General features: G+C 40.5%; 15 protein-coding genes and 1 riboswitch. Of the genes, 6 read left to right on the top strand and 9 right to left on the bottom strand.

Features of this window, described 5'->3' with window-relative positions:
- Positions 1-18 precede the first annotated feature (18 nt).
- Both SRA_RS03070 and SRA_RS03065 read right to left on the bottom strand, forming a co-directional pair.
- On the bottom strand, positions 19-405 hold the full coding sequence (locus SRA_RS03070) for a YwiB family protein (RefSeq protein WP_003087538.1): 387 nt from the start codon (positions 403-405) through the stop codon (positions 19-21).
- Between the two features lie 45 nt (positions 406-450).
- A complete protein-coding gene (locus SRA_RS03065) occupies positions 451-1329 on the bottom strand; it encodes a TSUP family transporter (RefSeq protein ID WP_003087536.1) in 879 nt (292 codons plus the stop codon).
- 108 nt (positions 1330-1437) lie between these two features.
- Between SRA_RS03065 and SRA_RS03060 the strand changes: the two genes are divergently transcribed.
- From SRA_RS03060 to SRA_RS03045, 4 genes are all read left to right on the top strand, one after another.
- Complete coding sequence (locus SRA_RS03060) at positions 1438-2748, top strand: HD domain-containing protein (RefSeq protein WP_003087535.1); 1311 nt, start codon at positions 1438-1440, stop codon at positions 2746-2748.
- Between the two features lie 167 nt (positions 2749-2915).
- A complete protein-coding gene (gene yidA, locus SRA_RS03055; RefSeq protein ID WP_003087533.1) occupies positions 2916-3725 on the top strand; it encodes a sugar-phosphatase in 810 nt (269 codons plus the stop codon).
- Complete coding sequence (locus SRA_RS03050) at positions 3725-4939, top strand: aminoacyltransferase (RefSeq protein ID WP_003087530.1); 1215 nt, start codon at positions 3725-3727, stop codon at positions 4937-4939. Before yidA ends, SRA_RS03050 begins: the two co-directional genes overlap by 1 nt.
- A complete protein-coding gene (locus SRA_RS03045; RefSeq protein ID WP_003087528.1) occupies positions 4939-6174 on the top strand; it encodes an aminoacyltransferase in 1236 nt (411 codons plus the stop codon). The genes SRA_RS03050 and SRA_RS03045 overlap by 1 nt, the downstream gene beginning before the upstream one ends.
- Positions 6175-6326: 152 nt before the next feature.
- Here SRA_RS03045 and tpiA read toward each other — a convergent pair whose 3' ends face one another.
- The 7 genes from tpiA to SRA_RS03010 form a co-directional block, all read right to left on the bottom strand.
- Complete coding sequence (tpiA, locus tag SRA_RS03040; RefSeq protein WP_003087526.1) at positions 6327-7085, bottom strand: triose-phosphate isomerase; 759 nt, start codon at positions 7083-7085, stop codon at positions 6327-6329.
- 216 nt (positions 7086-7301) lie between these two features.
- The gene (tuf, locus tag SRA_RS03035) at positions 7302-8498 is read right to left on the bottom strand and encodes an elongation factor Tu (RefSeq protein ID WP_003087525.1); all 1197 of its coding nucleotides are present in this window, start codon (positions 8496-8498) and stop codon (positions 7302-7304) included.
- Positions 8499-8804: 306 nt separating this feature from the next.
- On the bottom strand, positions 8805-10088 hold the full coding sequence (ftsW, locus tag SRA_RS03030) for a cell division peptidoglycan polymerase FtsW (protein WP_003087523.1): 1284 nt from the start codon (positions 10086-10088) through the stop codon (positions 8805-8807).
- A gap of 446 nt (positions 10089-10534) precedes the next feature.
- Complete coding sequence (gene ppc, locus SRA_RS03025) at positions 10535-13270, bottom strand: phosphoenolpyruvate carboxylase (protein ID WP_003087521.1); 2736 nt, start codon at positions 13268-13270, stop codon at positions 10535-10537.
- A 156-nt stretch (positions 13271-13426) separates the two neighbouring features.
- Complete coding sequence (locus tag SRA_RS03020) at positions 13427-13813, bottom strand: DUF4430 domain-containing protein (RefSeq protein WP_003087519.1); 387 nt, start codon at positions 13811-13813, stop codon at positions 13427-13429.
- Positions 13797-14312, bottom strand: a complete 516-nt coding sequence (locus SRA_RS03015) for an ECF transporter S component (RefSeq protein WP_003090430.1) — start codon at positions 14310-14312, stop codon at positions 13797-13799. Before SRA_RS03015 ends, SRA_RS03020 begins: the two co-directional genes overlap by 17 nt.
- A gap of 1 nt (position 14313) precedes the next feature.
- Positions 14314-15456, bottom strand: a complete 1143-nt coding sequence (locus SRA_RS03010; RefSeq protein ID WP_003087515.1) for a 5-methyltetrahydropteroyltriglutamate--homocysteine S-methyltransferase — start codon at positions 15454-15456, stop codon at positions 14314-14316.
- Positions 15457-15608: 152 nt separating this feature from the next.
- Here SRA_RS03010 and SRA_RS03005 point away from each other — a divergent pair, with 152 nt between their 5' ends.
- Positions 15609-16454: a glycoside hydrolase family 25 protein gene (locus SRA_RS03005; protein ID WP_003087513.1), complete on the top strand. Its 846-nt coding sequence runs from the start codon at positions 15609-15611 to the stop codon at positions 16452-16454.
- Positions 16455-16495: 41 nt separating this feature from the next.
- A riboswitch (TPP riboswitch) is annotated at positions 16496-16595 on the top strand.
- Positions 16596-16634: 39 nt separating this feature from the next.
- Positions 16635-17204 (top strand): energy-coupled thiamine transporter ThiT, encoded by a 570-nt coding sequence (thiT, locus tag SRA_RS03000; protein ID WP_003087511.1) that lies wholly within the window; start codon positions 16635-16637, stop codon positions 17202-17204.
- Positions 17205-17481 lie beyond the last annotated feature (277 nt).

Raw genomic sequence — 17481 nt, 5'->3', positions numbered from 1 at the left:
GAAGAAGCACTTTATTTTCTAACCCCACGTCATCTCTAATTGATATTCAGCAAAAATTTCTTCTGACTCCGGATCTGAATTTTTTAAAACATAATCAATCTGAACAGACTGCTGCTCTACTTTAAACAAACTGGTTTCTGTTATGAAGTGCTGGATTCCTACAGGCGTAGGGAGACTGGCTAGGGCTTTTTTGTCCTTATGAAAACGCATAGTAGATTTAGGACTGGAAAAGCGCGTCACAGCAAGCTCTTCATCACTGCACTTCATAATAACTTTCTCATCTTCCTCATTTGTAAAGACCAGATAAGAAAAACCATTTTTTTCAGTTACCTCAACAGGATAGGACTGTTCAATAACTTCTGCTTGACCGTCTACATTAATTTGATTTCGTAAATAAAGCTGCATACTATCTCCTGTAATGTAAATCTTTTTCATCGTTCTTTGCCCCACTTATCTTTTGATAATGGAAGAGCGCAGCAGAGTTCCGCCGGTAAAAAGAGCAATGAAAACAACTAAAATTTTAAGATTGTTAATATCTAGGCTGCTGAGGAAAAAAGCTGCGGTCAAAACGCCAAGAATACCTCCGATGATAATCCCCATCGTCCCAGGCCAATGCACGCGGTCAGACTTGATAAATTCCATAGAACTGGCGGTTAAAATCATAGCGGCATCTAGCATCATAACCGGCAGAGCAATGGAAGGATTGATGCCCATCAGGGAAAAGAAAATCAGCTCTGGTGCATAATTGCCAAGCCCCATAGTCATCAGCATACCAATGATAAAATCAAAAACAATACCAATCAAAAGCCATATGCCCTTTAAACCGCGCACATCAGACGAAATACCGGCTCCCGGATTGGTCAGCATTCGGTAGACCATTACTAAAGCTGCGATAATCAGCAAAATCCCCAAGACGCGCTGAACCTGCCGGGTGTTCCAATTCTTGGTAATGCGGCTGCCGACAAAAGCTCCGGTAAAGGAAGCTGCGGCCATGCAGACCAAGGTTGTAATGTCCACCTTAACAATGGTTACAAAACAAAGAGCTTCTACCAAAACAGGAATCACATGTGCTGTTGACATGGTAGCCGGGATTTTGCGATCATCTTCGACTAGTTTTGTCGCCTTAAACAGGGTCGTTGTCGTGGCGAAAGTTCCGATTCCCAGAGTATCAAGCAAGTCAGTCAGATAGCCAATCCAAAAGCCTGTTAAAAATTTTTCTTTTAAGTTAATTTGATGTTTTTTAGCATGCCATAAAATAGTTCCCATAATCCCTATAATCAGGGTAAATAAGAGCAGCTGAATGACATGGAGTATTAAATTATTTGTCATTCATTCATTATAATGCAAATTGGGAAATCCGTAAATACAAAAAGAAATTTTTATCCTGCTATCACTTAGAAAACAGGCATCTCTAACAAATTTTGTTATAATGGAACTATGATTGAAAAAGTATTTCGCGATCCTGTTCACAATTACATTCCTGTAGAAAATGAGGTCATTTACGATCTCATCAACAGCAAAGAATTTCAACGGCTGCGCCGCATCAAACAGCTGGGATCATCCAGCTTTACCTTCCATGGTGCTGAACACAGCCGCTTTTCGCATTGTCTGGGTGTTTACTATCTGGCCAGGCGTGTCACTAATATTTTTGACAAAAAGTATCCAGACATCTGGAATAAGGATGAATCGCTGCTGACGATGGCTGCGGCACTTCTTCATGATATCGGCCACGGAGCTTATTCGCATACTTTTGAAAGACTTTTTAATACAGATCACGAAGCTATCACCCAGCAGATTATTTTAAGTCCGGAAACAGAAATTAACCGGATTTTGCGGCAGGTATCCTTTGATTTCCCTGATAAGGTAGCCAGTGTCATCAACCACACCTATCCAAATAAGCAAGTTGAGCAGCTGATTTCCAGTCAAATTGATGTTGACCGTATGGACTACCTCTTACGGGATTCCTATTTTACCGGTGCCAGTTACGGAGCCTTTGACCTGACTCGAATCCTGCGGGTTATCCGTCCGATTGAAAACGGCATTGCCTTTTCACGAGACGGCATGCATGCTGTCGAAGATTACATCATCAGCCGCTATCAAATGTATATGCAGGTTTATTTTCATCCTGCTAGCCGGGCCATGGAAGTCCTCCTGCAAAATCTTCTCAAGCGAGCCAAGTATCTCTATCCGAGAGAAAAAGAATTCTTTACTATTACATCGCCTCATCTCGTTCCCTTTTTTGAGAATGCAGTTACTCTGGGAGACTATCTCAGCCTAGATGACGGTGTGATGAATACCTATTTTCAGACATGGATGAATAGCGGCGATAAGATACTGGCCAATCTGGCCAGCCGCTTTGTTAACCGAAAGGTTTTCAAATCCATTACTTTTGATGAGGATAAACTTTGTGAGCTGGATAAACTAAGAGATATTGTCCAATCACTTGGTTTTGATCCCGATTACTACACTGCTGTCCATCTGAATTTTGATCTGCCTTATGATGTTTACAAGCCAGACGTCAAAAATCCACGGACCCAAATTGAAATGTTGCAGGAAGACGGCTCTATCGCCGAGCTGTCTACCCTTTCGCCTCTTGTTCATACCTTATCCGGAACCATACACGGCGATCGGCGCTTCTATTTTCCAAAAGAGATGCTGATTAAAGATGATTTGTTTGCTGAAGCCAAAGAAACTTTTGCCAGCTATATCAAAAACAAACATCTGACTCTGCCTGACAGGCCAAACTAAATGAAGAATTCTTATTTTACTCTTTGCTCTCCTTTAAAGGAACTAAATTCAAATATTGCCTGTCTGCTGCTTACGCTGAGGATAAATTCCTCCTATCAGCATGACAAATAGCTTGATTTTTAGTAAGATAGACTGTATAACATTGTATTTAGAAATTAGGAAAATTTATGTCAATTAAATTAGTCGCTGTTGATATTGACGGCACTCTGCTCAACAATAAACGCGAAATAACACCGGATGTCTTTGCAGCCATTCAGGAAGCTAAGAAAGAAGGGGTCAAAATTGTTATTGCTACCGGACGCCCTATCGCTGGCGTGACAAACTTATTAGAAGAACTCAATCTCAGAAACCATGGTGATTACGTTATTACCTTTAACGGCGGCTTGGTACAGGATACTGCTACGGGGGAGGCACTTGTTAAAGAGCCCCTGGCCTATGACGATTATCTTGATATTGAGCTGCTCAGTCGTAAATTGGGCGTACACATGCATGCTATTACCAAGGAAGGCATTTATACAGCCAACCGCAATATCGGCAAATATACTGTTCACGAAGCCAGCCTGGTCAACATGCCGGTCTATTACCGCACTCCTGAAGAGATGGTCGATAAAGAAATCGTCAAAATCATGATGATCGATGAGCCGGATATTTTAGCCACAGCTATTGCCAATATTCCAGACAGCTTTTATCAGCATTATACCATCGTTAGATCACGTCCTTTTTACCTAGAACTCATGAATAAAAAAGTCAGCAAAGGAACTGCTGTTGCTCATTTAGCACAAAAACTGGGGCTCAGCAAAGACGAGACCATGGCAATCGGTGATGAAGAAAACGACCGTACCATGCTTGAAGCGGTAGGAAACCCTGTTGTTATGGAAAATGGTATTCCTGAACTTAAAAAAATAGCTAAATATATTACCAAATCAAACGACGACAGCGGTGTCGCCTATGCAATTAAAAAGTGGGTATTAGACTAATGTACACATATAAAATCGGAATTTCGAGAGAAGAACACGATAATTTTATCAAAAACAGCAATCAAACCAATTTACTGCAAAGCAGTGCTTGGGCAAAAGTCAAAAATGAATGGGGAAATGAACGCATTGGCTTTTATCACAATGATAAACTTGTAGCCTCTGCTTCTATCTTAATCAGACCTTTACCCCTTGGTATGACAATGTTTTACATTCCAAGAGGTCCCGTTATGGACTATCAGAACAAAGACTTAGTAAACTTTGTTTTAAGCTCTTTGAAAAGATTTGCCAAAAGAAAACGTGCCTTATTCATTAAATTTGACCCTTTTATTTTGCTCAATCATCATCAAATTGATGAGGAAGACATCGCCAATCCGCAAGCCCAGGATATCATTGCTAATTTGAAAAATTCAGGCTGTGAATGGCTGGGGCAGACAGCTGATATGGGAGAAACCATTCAGCCGCGTTTTCAAGCCAATATCTACGCAAAAGATTTTTCTGAAGCCAATTTATCTAAGAAAATACGGCAATCCATCCGCACGGCCAAAAACAAGGGTCTTACTCTTCGCTTTGGCAGTTATGAACTTCTAGAAGATTTTGCTAATTTAATGAAAAAAACGGAGGATCGCAAAAGTATTCATCTCAGAGGCATTGACTATTATCGCAAGCTCTTAGACAATTATCCCAAACAGTCTTTCATTACTCTGGCCAGCCTTAATTTGAAAGAAAGACTTGCCGATTTGGAAAATCAGCGAGAAAAAGCTCAAGATAACTTGGCTAAATTTGGCGATAAGGTTAAAGCAAGTAAAATTGATAACACTAAAAAAGAAATCGAACGCCTCAATGATGAAATCACCTTTCTTCAAGAGCATTTATCCCAAGGTAAGGATACTGTCCCTCTTTCGGGAACACTGTCTCTGGAATTCGGCGGAACATCCGAAAATGTCTATGCTGGTATGGATGAAGAATTCCGTCGCTATCAAGCTGCTATCTATACTTGGTTTGCAACAGCTAACCACGCCTTTGAAAGAGGCAGCAAATGGCAGAATATGGGCGGTATCGAAAATGACTTATCAGGCGGCCTGTACAGCTTCAAGTCAAAATTTAAGCCGGAAATCGAAGAATTCATCGGTGAATTTAATCTGCCTGTCAGTCCGCTCTACAAATTGGCCAATATCGCTTATACACTACGCAAAAAACAAAGGAGCAAGCACTGATGTCCTTACAAAGCATTTCAAAACATGATTTTGCAGACCATATTCAGCAAACCCATCGGAAGTCTTTCATGCAGACTTTGGAAATGGCTAAGCTTCTTGCTAAAAGAGGCTATGATATTGACTATGTTGCTTGGAAAGAACAAGAAACAATTGAAATTTCAGCTATTTTATACAGCATGCCAATGACCGGCGGCCGTTATTTTGAAATTAACTGCGGTCCTGTCATCACTGCTGCCGATCATCTAAGTGATTTTTACCGAGATTTAAGGAATTATGTCAAAGAACAAGGGGCTTTGGAATTGGTTATCAAACCTTATGATACCTATCAAACCTTTGACAGCGATGGTCAGGCGACCAGTGCAGAGCAAAAGAACCTCATCACTCAACTGACTGATCTAGACTATCACTTTGATGGCTTACAGACGGATTATCCTAATGGCGAAGGGGACTGGCACTATGTCAAAGATTTATCAGATATCAGCGAGCAAACCCTGCTGAAATCTTTCAGTAAAAAGGGACGTCCTTTAGTTAAAAAAGCTAAGACTTTTGGTACTAAGCTTCGTCGGCTAAAACGTGATGAGCTGCATCTCTTCAAGGAAATTACCTCTGCTACTTCCAATCGCCGTGAATACAGCGATAAAAGTCTAGACTATTACCAAGATTTTTACGATAGTTTTGGAGACAAGGCTGAATTTATGGTGGCCAGTCTTAATTTTGAAGACTATCTTGACCATTTGCAAAAGGATCAAAAAAAACTGGGTGATAAAATTACTAAATTGCAGGCTGATTTAGAAAAAAATCCTCATTCTGAGAAAAAGCAAAATCAGCTGCGCGAACTATCCAGCCAATTTGATACTTTTACAACCCGCCAGGAAGAAGCTCAGGAATTTATCAATAAATACGGTAAAGAAGATGTTATTTTAGCAGGCAGTCTCTTCATTTATACACCTCAAGAAGCCGTCTACCTCTTTTCAGGATCTTATCCGGAATTTAATAAATTCTATGCTCCTGCTCTCTTGCAAGAACATGTCATGCTTGAAGCTATTAAACAAGATATTTCTTTTTACAACCTTCTTGGTATTACAGGACATTTTGATGGTTCTGACGGTGTCCTTCGCTTTAAACAAAATTTCAACGGTTACATTGTCCGCAAAATGGGAACCTTCCGCTACTATCCTAAACCACTGAAATACAAGGCTATCCAAGCAGTCAAAAAATTGCTCGGCCGTCAATAAAATAAGGCTATTAAAAACCTTTTTAAAAATCTACCTACAAAAAAAACACTGCTGATCTTTATCAACAGTGTTTTTAAAATGAAAGGAACTTCCTGCCCTTTTAAAAACTAGCATGCAGAAAGAAAAATATCCTCTTTGATTAGCCGCTTAGCTTATTTGACAAAGTCAAGAAGAGCGAGGAAACTGTCAGCTTGCAGGGAAGCACCACCAACGAGGGCTCCATCCACATCAGGACAAGCCATGTATTCAGCAACGTTTTCAGGTTTAACTGAACCGCCATATTGCACACGAACTTTGTCAGCTACAGCTTGACCAAAGTCTTTGGCAACAACGTCACGAACAACTTTACACATTTTTTGTGCATCGTCTTGGCTAGCTGATTTACCAGTACCGATAGCCCAGATTGGTTCATATGCGATTACAAGTGATGAAACTTGTTCGTCAGTCAATCCTGCAAGTGCTGCTGATACTTGAGCACCTACAAATTCTGCTGCTTTACCAGCTTCATAAGTTTCAAGCGTTTCACCACAGCAAATGATAGGAAGCATGCCATTTGCAAAGATTGCTTTTGCTTTTTTATTAATATCTTCATCAGTTTCGTGGAAGTATTCGCGACGTTCTGAGTGGCCAATAACAACATAGTTAACGCCCATTTCAGACAATACTTTTGGAGAAGTTTCACCAGTGAAGGCACCAGCGTCTTCAAAGTAACAGTTTTGTGCAGCAACCTTAAGTTCTGAGTCTTTAGCGAACCAAAGCAAAGCATTCAAATCAACTGCAGGCGCTGCGATAGCTGCTTCTACTAAGTCAGCAGAAGGCAATTTCCCTGCAATGGCCTCAACAAAAGCTTGTGCTTCTTGAGGGTTTTTGTTCATTTTCCAGTTACCTGCGATAAATGGTTTACGTGACATTTCACATACCTCTTCTTCTTTTATTTACATTGTCTATTTTACCACAAATTCAGAGTGATTGAAAGATTAAGAGATTATTTTATGAAAATCTTCACAATAAAACGGCTAAAATACTGCTGTCTTAGCAAGAACAGCAAAAAAGAGTCTCTTACGAGACTCTTTTCAAGATAAGTTGTCTGACTTAAATTGTTATTTGGGAAAACTTAATTGTTTTGATTAAGCTTCGATTTCTGAAACGATACCTGAACCAACAGTACGTCCACCTTCACGAATAGAGAAAGTAGTACCTTGTTCAACAGCGATTGGGTGGATCAATTCAACGTCGATAGTCACGTTATCACCAGGCATAACCATTTCAGTACCTGCTGGCAATTCGATTGAACCAGTTACGTCAGTTGTACGGAAGTAGAACTGTGGACGGTAGTTGTTGAAGAATGGAGTGTGACGTCCGCCTTCTTCTTTAGTAAGGATGTAAACTTCACCTTTAAATTTAGTATGCGGATGAATTGAACCTGGTTTAGCAAGAACTTGACCGCGTTCGATTTCATCACGTTGGATACCACGAAGAAGTACACCAACGTTATCACCAGCAAGACCTTCGTCAAGCTGTTTACGGAACATTTCAACACCAGTAACAACAGCTTTTTGGATGTCATCACGGATACCAACGATTTCAACTTCGTCATTGACTTTAACAGTACCACGGTCGATACGTCCTGATGCAACAGTACCACGTCCAGTGATTGAGAACACGTCTTCGACTGGAAGAAGCAATGGCTTATCAGTATCGCGTTCTGGATCTGGGATGTACTCATCAACTGTTTTCATCAATTCCATGATAACATCTTCTTGTTCAGTGTCACCTTCAAGAGCTTTAAGGGCTGAACCTTGGATAACTGGAATGTCATCACCTGGGAAATCGTATTCTGAAAGAAGATCACGGATTTCCATTTCAACCAATTCAAGCAATTCTTCATCATCAACCAAGTCAACCTTGTTCATGAAGACGATAAGGTATTTAACACCAACTTGACGTGAAAGCAAGATGTGTTCACGAGTTTGCGGCATTGGTCCATCAGTTGAAGCTACTACAAGGATAGCACCATCCATTTGGGCAGCACCAGTGATCATGTTTTTAACATAGTCCGCGTGTCCTGGAGCGTCGATGTGAGCATAGTGACGTTTTTCAGTTTCATACTCAACGTGTGCAGTGTTGATTGTGATACCGCGTTCGCGTTCTTCAGGAGCAGCATCAATAGATGAATAATCTTTTGGTTGGTTTACTGCACTAGGAAGACGACGTGCAAGTACAGTTGTGATAGCTGCAGTTAAGGTAGTTTTACCATGGTCAACGTGTCCGATAGTACCAATGTTAACGTGTGGTTTACTACGATCGTATTTTTCTTTTGCCATTTTGGGAAAAGCCTCCAATAAAATATATTTTATAGATAGACGGTAGGCAATACAGTCTAACTTTACCTTACTATTTTAACAAATTACACTAAAAATGCAAGCTTTTTATATGTATGTCTCTATCTTTTTTTCTGAGAAATGCTAAAATCAGTCTTCAAAGAGTTAAAAAGAGACAAGCTCCACCTTTTTCTGACTTGAACTTTAGCATTGTCTCTGCTGTCAATGATACAGCAAGCCTTTAAAAAGAAAAAGATTGGATCTGCAAGCTACAGGTCCAATCTTTTCTTAAAGTTTTTATCCAATCTGTTACTCATTGTAGTATTCTTCGTAGATTTCTTCTTGAGATGCTACAAAGACATCATCAGTGCTGCGCTCTGCCTCTGCTACTTCCCAATAAATTTCCTCACGTTTCTCATTGGCATCAATATTTAAAACAAAGCCGATAGCTACAGAGAGAACCAGCAGGCTGTTCCCACCCTGCGACAGGAATGGGAAAGTAACTCCCGTTGAAGGAATGAGACCAGATATACCGCCGATATTAACAAACACCTGCATAAGCATCATGCCGCCAACACCTAAGGCAATCATTGAATTGAAAGGATTTTTAGCTTTGATGCCGACCAAAAGAATTCTCAAAATCAAAAAGAAAATCAAAGCCAAAATCAAACTAGCACCAATCAATCCTAATTCTTCAATAACAATGGAAAAGACAAAGTCTGTCTGAGCTTCCGGAAGATAGCCGCGCTTTTCAATAGAATTCCCCAGACCGCGGCCCAGCCAGCCGCCATTGCTCATAGCGTAATAGGAATTAGCCAGCTGATGCCCCGAGTCCGTAACATCCTGAAATGGATTGAAAAAAGCACTGAAACGTTTGGCTACATAACCAAACACAGGAACCTTGCTCATGGTTTTGACACCAACCATATTAATAATTCCCAAAAAAACTGCTGATAAGGCGACAATGCCGGTCAGCAGAGCTGAGAACCAGCGGTAGCCGACACCGCTGACTGAATACATTACGATAGCTGTCAAAACGATAATAGTTGCATTGCCCAAGTCCGGCTGCGCTGCTACTAAAAAGATTAAAACCAAAGAATAAAAGCGCCAATCTTTCAAATCACTTAGCTGTTTGGGCAGCCACTTACGCTTAGTTAAAGCCTGATAATCATAGACTTCAATGGCCTGCTGCCGTCTGGCAAAGGTAAAAGCCAGAAACCAAACCATGATGATTTTTAAATACTCTGCCGGCTGAAAGCTAATAGGACCAAGAACAATCCAGCCGTGCGCTCCGTTGACCTCCTGAGTCCAGAAACGGGCGATAATCAGCAGTATGGCTTCTATTAGCATCACAATAGTCAAAACACCGCTGTTTTTTAAAAAATTTAATTTCAGCCGATAAATAAAAAGAATGGCCAGCAAACTAATAATCCAAAAAATACCTTGGTTGATAACCGAGCGAAAGGGATTTAAGCCATTTTGAATTAAGTTGGCACTGGTCGTTGAATAGACGATGATCAATCCAAAAACCGACAAAATCAAATAAGGCAGCAGTATCGAATAATTCAGCAGGTGCCGCTTGTCAATTTTCATATGTTTTCCTCAAAATATCCTTACAATTCTAACATTAGCATTATACCATCTTTTAGATTTAAAACAAAGAAGAGAGTGGATAAAAATCAACAGACAGTTAAAGCAATGTTGCCGTTGGCCTTAGCACCTAGTTGATGAACACTAAAAACCTAGGCAGTTTTGCCAGAAGAAAATTTTAGGCTGACCAATGCCCGCAAGAGCTGCTCCTAATTGCTGCTTTAAACTAGTAGTTCAATACAAAGTTCAAGGCTGGAACAAAAATGTCCCAGCCTCTATATTATTGATGCTGTTTTGCCATCTGACCGCGTCTTGGCAGCCGGATAAATACCCAGCCGCAGAAAAGCTGTCAAACACCTGCTTAGATCACAGTGCAGCTAAACATTACTGATAGACCAATTGGAAGTAATAATCTCAAACATGTATCTGTGCAAAACAAAACTTCGATATTAGCCAGAATTACGCAGGCCGGTAGCCACACCGTTAATGGTAATATGAATCAGATTTTCTAAACTTTCCCCCAGCTCACCGCGACGCTGACGCTTAATCAATTCAATCTGGATATAGTTTAAAACATTGAAATAAGGCAGGCGGGAATCAAGGCTGGCTTGCAGATAGCTATTGTCCTCTAAAAGGTGCTCATGATTTTCAATAGTTAAAATAATGTTCTTTGTCAGCTGCCATTCGTCCAAAATCGTATTAAAGACTTCTTTTGTTGCTTCATCCTGACACAGTTTGGCATACTCAAACGCGATATTCATATTTGACTTTGATAAGACCATATCAACATTTGACAGCAGTGAATGGAAGAAAGGCCAAGATTGATACATTTCTTGCAGCTTAGCTAAATTCTTTTCATCTTTGTCAATAAAGTGCTTGAAGGCTGAACCGACACCATACCATCCTGGAAACATAATCCGGTTTTGCGACCATGAGAAGACCCAAGGAATGGCACGTAAGCCGCTGATTTCCGTAATGGTTTTACGGGCTGCAGGACGTGAACCGATATTTAAGCTGGAAACTTCCCGAATCGGACTGGCTGCAAAGAAATAATCGTAGAAATGATCATTGCCAAAAACTAAATCACGATAGATGATATTGCTGTCTGCTACGATTTCGTCCATAATCAGACGGTAGTCAACCAGATTGTCGGCATCAACAATTCTTCTTGTCACTATGCGGTCCAGAGTTGCTGATACCAGCATCTCCAAATTATAATAGGCAACATCCTTATTACCGTATTTATTGCCAATCACTTCTCCTTGCTCTGTCAAACGAATGCGGTCTTTAATAGAGCCGAAAGGCTGTGATGTAATAGCTTCATAAGAAGGACCGCCGCCACGGCCGACTGTTCCTCCGCGGCCATGGAAGAAAGTGATTTTCACACCTTTATCCAGACCAATCTCTGTCAATTCATTTTGCGCCTTATACAGCGTCCAGCCTGAAGACAGGTAGCCGCCGTCCTTGTTAGAATCAGAATAGCCAAGCATAATTTCCTGGTAACCATTATTAGCAGCAATCCATTTTTTGACAAGATCATAATCAAGATACTGCTTCATAATTTCCCGAGAATTATCCAAGTCTTCAATGGTTTCAAAGAGAGGAACAATTTGAACACGCGCTTTTTTCGTGTCTACCAAGCCAACTTCTTTAAGCATGACCGCCAGTTCAAACATATCAGAAATGCTTTCTGTATGCGAAATGATATGCTGCCTAATAACATCTTCACCCAGAGCATCCTTTAATTCTCTTGCTGTTTTGAAAATAGCTAGTTCTTTTTGAAGTTCTTCTGATTTTGCAACATGTGTTGAAGATAAGGTACGCGGATCTTCAATCAGCTCTTTTAAGAGAACCTCAATTTTTTCTTCTTCAGATAAATCGCTGTAATTAGGAACAATATTGGCAGATGCTAATAGTTCTGCAACACAGGCCTCGTGGACACTTGAATCCTGACGCATATCAATAGAAGCCAAAAAGAAGCCAAAGACATCAACTGCCTGAATCACTTCAGTCAGATCACCGCTGACCAAAGCAGAATCGTTATTTTCCAGCAGAGAATTCTTGATGAGCTCTAAGTCATCCCGAAATTCCTGTGCCGTTTGATAGGGACGAATTTGCTGATTTTCAGCAACTTGTGAATCAGCCTGTTCTTTCGAAAAGTCTCCCTTCTTTAAGTAAGCCAAGGTTTCTTGCAGTCTTGACTGAATATAGTGAAAAGCTTTGCGGTAGGGCTCTTTTTCACGGTAAATGGAGACATCTGACGAACGTTCTGCCATCTCTTTGACAGCCTCGCTGATAACAGAAAGGCTAGTAGACAGGGAGAACGTCCGATATAAGTCTGATAGTTTGCTGATATAGTAGTTCAAAATGACTTCACTTTGAACCAGAGCAGAAATTTTTAAAGTTTCAGCCGTTACATAAGGATTGCCGTCACGGTCGCCGCCGATCCACATTCCCATGGTAATAGGTTTTGCTCCATCCAGATCAATTCCCTTTTGCTGAGCCAAATGCTTGTATTGGGTGCTGAATTTCGTAACAGCCTTGATCAAAGAGGAATTGTAGTATTCCATGACATTGGTGATCTCATTGGTAACTTTGAGTTTTTTCTCGCGGATAATATCTGTCTGCATGATCAGTTCAACATAGCGGCGCAGCTCATCATACCATTTTTCTTTATTAATAGAGCCAGACTTAATATCACGGTATTTACGCAAAAGTTCATGAATTCGATTGGTCAAATCCAGCATGGTTTTACGCTGAACCTGAGTCGGATGGGCTGTTAAAACCGGTACGACATTAACATTTTTTAAAATTTCCTGAGCGTTGTCTTGCTCAGAAACCAGATCAATAGTGGCTGATATCTTTCCAAGATAGTTGATATCATTATTGTTTTGATAATTAACCTCATAAGCCAAATTAACATCTTCAGAGATATTAATCAAAAGCGGCAAAATCGCAAAGTAGCGTGAAACAACAACCATCTCGTTATTATTCAGCCCTTTGATAGCCTCCTCTAAGTCCTGATGCTTTTCTTCAACGGATAATTTTTTTAAGAGATTAATCTTATCAAAACTATCATTTCCAATCATTTTCTTTGTAACATCATCCAATACTTCAGTAAGAATACTGATTTCTTCGGCGATAGCCTCTTTATCGTTTCTGCTCTCTAATTTACTGACTGTCACGAAATGCAATTCCCTTCTTTATTGATATTTTCTATCATATCACTTTTAGAAAAAAAGTAAATGAGTTCTCTGGTATTGGTGCGCTTTCATAGCCAAAAACACAGATGCTTCAGCTTTTATCTGCTGACAACATATTAATTAGAACAAGCACTTGCTTTAATTCTTATCCTTATAGACTTTCTGGTAAAATTCAATCTTATCGCCATCTTTGACCTTGATCTTATCAGCAGATTTAGGAGCCAACTTATTATTGACATCAAACATCCAGTAACGTCCGGCCTTCTCGTCCTGAGACAGGCCGTCAATAGCAGTGATGAAGCCGCCTTTTTCTTTGACCTTGTAGTTAGCTTTCAGCACATCCATCACAGTATCCCCTTTTTTGAAGGAAACCTTCTCATCAGTTTTATCTGAGCCAGTCTTAACAATCAGCCTGACCTGAAGGTTTTTAGATGTCTCAGTCCTGCTGCTGTTTCCATTGTCACTGCAGGCCGTCAAAAGGAAGACAAGTCCGGTTAACAGTAAAAATTTACATAGTTTTTTCATCAGATAATAATCTCCTAAAAATTGATACAATAATGGGGTAAAAGAGCACAGTTGAGACAGCATGCATCAGATTAAAGGTCATGCCGGCCAAGATATAAGCAAATAATGGAGCTGCAAACAGCAAAGCTGAGTAAGCATCAACAATTATGCCGTAGATAATGCTCATCAAACCAGCCAAAACAGCCTGCAGAATCATCTTGTTTAGTCTGCTCAAAGGCAAAAATTTTGTCAGAGGATAACAAATGAATTTCCATAGAAACAGGATACTGCCAAAACTTATTATCTGACCCAAAACCCAAGGTCCGAATCCCAGCAAAAAACTGGTAACCAGCATTGTTACGGACATTATCAATACGCTTTCCCACAAACCATAAAAAACTGCGCATACTAAAAAGATGGCAGTTATAGGCTGAATATTGGGCAAACCAGCAAAGGCGATTCGCAAAACAATCGCTAACGCTGATAAAATTGCAATGCGGCTGATTTTTTTAAGCGGCATATTATCTCCAGACTTGATCAATAATTTCTTTTACTAGTCCTAATTTAGCCCATTGATCTTCCTCTGTCAAGATATTTCCTTCTTCTGTCGAGGCAAAACCGCACTGAGTAGACAGCCAAAGCTGATCCAGCGGCAAATATTGACTGGCTTCTTTCAGACGGGCAATGACAACCTCTTTATCTTCAAGCTTAGCATCCTTTGAAGTGATCAAGCCAAGAACCGCCACCTTATCTGGATCCTTAAATTCTGCTAAAGGTTCAAAGCCGCCTGCCCGCTCACTGTCAAATTCTAAAAAGTAGATTTTTGCCGCTTCTTCGCCAAATAGCTCATGGGCAACGGGGTCATATCCGCCTGATGAAGCCCATGTTGAATGATAGTTGCCTCGGCAGACATGGGTATTGACCTGCAGACCCGCTGGAACATTTTGATATACATCATTATTTAAGGTCAGAAAAATATCTGCCAATTCCTCTCTAACTTGTTTAGCAGTCTTGTTTTGCGGAGCACCCCAGGCTGTCAAAAAGGCCTCATCGACCAAAGTCCCCCAAGTGCAGTCGTCCACCTGAAGTGTTCTCAGGCCAGCATTGAACAGATCTTCTATCACTGTCAGATAAGCCTTTTTTATGTCCTGCCGTAATTCAGCAAAATCAGGATAAACCGCAGTTAACTTAGCAACATGGTCAGCGTCGCGGATTAATTCAAAATAGAATTGTGCCGGCGCCGGAATAGTATATTTGGCTTCAACATTTTCCTTATTGGCCACTAGATTATATAAGAACCTGTAATCTGCAACAAAAGGATGGTTTTCCCCGCTTATCTTTCCGGCAATCAGAGCCGAGTCAGACTTGGTTGTCTCATCATGAAAATGGTAGCCTTCGGCTGCTTGGACATGGTCTATCCCATGAAACCCCCAGAAAAAATCCAAATGCCAATAGGCACGGCGAAATTCACCGTCGGTCACCTTTTCGAGCCCCGCCGCTATCTCCTTGTCAACCAATTCTTTAATCAGCTGATCTTCAGTGGCCCGCAGCTGCTCTTTAGAAATTTTTCCAGCTTCAAATTCTTCCCGAGCTTTTTTCAGAGCTTCTGGACGCAAAAAACTACCAACATGTTCAAAATATTTTTTGTCATTTTTTCCCCTCAAATAGATAGAGATAAGTGTCTTTCATTTTATCATCTGCCCCTATAGCTGTAAAATATAAAAATATTATGATTTGCTATAATTTATAACTATATCTGATGCTTCTGAGCAGACATATTTTGCTTTTTTCCAAACTTTACGTTAAAATAAGAAAGATGAGAAGAAGAATTAAGCCTGTCTTTGTTCTGGCTTTCTTCAGTTTGTTCGCCTTATTGTTAATTTTAGGCAATATTCGTTCTGAAAGTGCGCGGCAAAAAGAGTTGGCCGCAGCTCGAAAATCAATTCCTGAAATTGAACAAACTGCAAAGAAACAAAAAACAAATTCAGATGGAGACACTTTTACTCTTAATCCGATTATCGATATCTCAGGCTGGCAGCTGCCCAGCGAAATTGATTATGATACCCTGTCTAACAACATATCAGGTGCCATTATTCGTGTGCAGGGCGGCTCAGGCGTCTCAAAGAAAAACAACGCCGCTCACAGTTCCGGAGTTGATAAATCGTTTAAGACACATATTGAAGAATTTCAAAAACGAGGCATTCCTGTAGCCGTCTACGCCTATGTACGGGGAACTAGTGTCAAGAAAATGAAAGCTGAGGCCAAAACTTTCTATAAAAACGCTTCACCTTACAACCCGACTTTCTACTGGCTTGATGTTGAAGAAAAAACCATGTCTAACATGAATAAGGGCGTTAAGGCTTTCCGTGATGAATTGAAACGCCTCGGTGCTGAAAATGTCGGTATTTATATCGGTACGTATTTCATGGAAGAACACAGCATCTCTACCAAGGGCTTTGATGCTATCTGGATACCAACTTACGGCACCGACTCAGGCTATTTTGAAGCTGTTCCCAAGACCAAGTTAAACTATGACCTGCACCAATACACTTCTCAGGGACAGCTGCAAGGGTTTAAACACACACTGGATCTCAATCAAATTGCTGTTAACAAAGACACCAAAGCGACCTATGAAAAATTATTCGGACCGGTGAATGAATAAACTTGACAGCTTTTTGCTCCCGTCATATAATGTAATTAATAGAATATCACAAGGAGTGCTTCTTAGCTGAGATTGCTTTTTGCAAAATCCTATGGACCTGATCTAGTTAGTACTAGCGTGGGGATGTGACTAATTGATGAAATTAACACATGCAGACTCCTTGAATAAAGGGGTCTTTTTATGTCCAAAAATTCTGTCATTCTGGTCGAAGCGGCGCTGACTGCTGCTTTAGCCATGGTCCTGTCACTCCTGCCTGATTTTGCCAGTTGGTTCACCCCGTCCTTTGGAGCCATTCCGCTCATTATCTTTTCCTTAAGAAGAGGCGCTAAATATGGGATTTTATCTGGTCTCCTCTGGGGTCTGCTGCATTTTCTTTTGGCCAAAGTCTACTATCTCAGTTTTTCACAGGTCATTCTAGAATATATCCTTGCTTTTCTTTGTATGGGTTTTGCCGGTTTTATGCAAAATCCCCTTCAGCAGGCTCTTAAAAAGGGACACAAGTCCAAGGCTTTGTCCTATGCCATTATTGGAGCTTTTGCTGCCACCTTCACCAGATATGTCTGCCATTACATCGCCGGATTTATCTTTTGGGGAAGTTATGCACCAAAAGGAATGTCTCCTTTCTGGTATTCCTTTACGGTCAATGGCAGTGCGGGACTGTTTACCTTTTTAGTGGTTATTTTGGTTTTGCTTGTCCTAGTGCCAAGTCAGCCGAAGTTCTTTTTACCCAAGACCAAAACAAAGAGCTGACAGCAGCAGGTAAAAATTGCTGATATTTCATGAAAAGAGTGGGACAACGAAAGCAAATGCTTGCAATAACTGATTTCCTATACGCCATCTTCCAAACGATAGCCTTCTGTGGGTGATTGCGCAGCTATCATGCCTGTCTATTCCACTTTCTTGGAATGTAGACAAATTATTTTCAACGCAAAGATTTCTTGACCCTCTAAATATCAGGTTATTTACTTGATTTACAAGCAAAATGAGCTCCAAGCGTGATTTTATCTTCAATTTGAGAACGGGATTA

This window comes from Streptococcus ratti FA-1 = DSM 20564 (assembly GCF_000286075.1).
GTDB classification, from domain to species: domain Bacteria; phylum Bacillota; class Bacilli; order Lactobacillales; family Streptococcaceae; genus Streptococcus; species Streptococcus ratti.
Note: the sequence above shows the minus strand (reverse complement) of the source record. Positions and strands in the feature narration are given on the sequence as shown.

Coding starts and splice junctions, on each gene's coding strand:
- SRA_RS03070 (WP_003087538.1), bottom strand. CDS start 405: ATGCAGCTTTATTTACGAAATCAAATTAATGTAGACGGTCAAGCAGAA.
- SRA_RS03065 (WP_003087536.1), bottom strand. CDS start 1,329: ATGACAAATAATTTAATACTCCATGTCATTCAGCTGCTCTTATTTACC.
- SRA_RS03060 (WP_003087535.1), top strand. CDS start 1,438: ATGATTGAAAAAGTATTTCGCGATCCTGTTCACAATTACATTCCTGTA.
- yidA (WP_003087533.1), top strand. CDS start 2,916: ATGTCAATTAAATTAGTCGCTGTTGATATTGACGGCACTCTGCTCAAC.
- SRA_RS03050 (WP_003087530.1), top strand. CDS start 3,725: ATGTACACATATAAAATCGGAATTTCGAGAGAAGAACACGATAATTTT.
- SRA_RS03045 (WP_003087528.1), top strand. CDS start 4,939: ATGTCCTTACAAAGCATTTCAAAACATGATTTTGCAGACCATATTCAG.
- tpiA (WP_003087526.1), bottom strand. CDS start 7,085: ATGTCACGTAAACCATTTATCGCAGGTAACTGGAAAATGAACAAAAAC.
- tuf (WP_003087525.1), bottom strand. CDS start 8,498: ATGGCAAAAGAAAAATACGATCGTAGTAAACCACACGTTAACATTGGT.
- ftsW (WP_003087523.1), bottom strand. CDS start 10,088: ATGAAAATTGACAAGCGGCACCTGCTGAATTATTCGATACTGCTGCCT.
- SRA_RS03020 (WP_003087519.1), bottom strand. CDS start 13,813: ATGAAAAAACTATGTAAATTTTTACTGTTAACCGGACTTGTCTTCCTT.
- SRA_RS03015 (WP_003090430.1), bottom strand. CDS start 14,312: ATGCCGCTTAAAAAAATCAGCCGCATTGCAATTTTATCAGCGTTAGCG.
- SRA_RS03005 (WP_003087513.1), top strand. CDS start 15,609: ATGAGAAGAAGAATTAAGCCTGTCTTTGTTCTGGCTTTCTTCAGTTTG.
- thiT (WP_003087511.1), top strand. CDS start 16,635: ATGTCCAAAAATTCTGTCATTCTGGTCGAAGCGGCGCTGACTGCTGCT.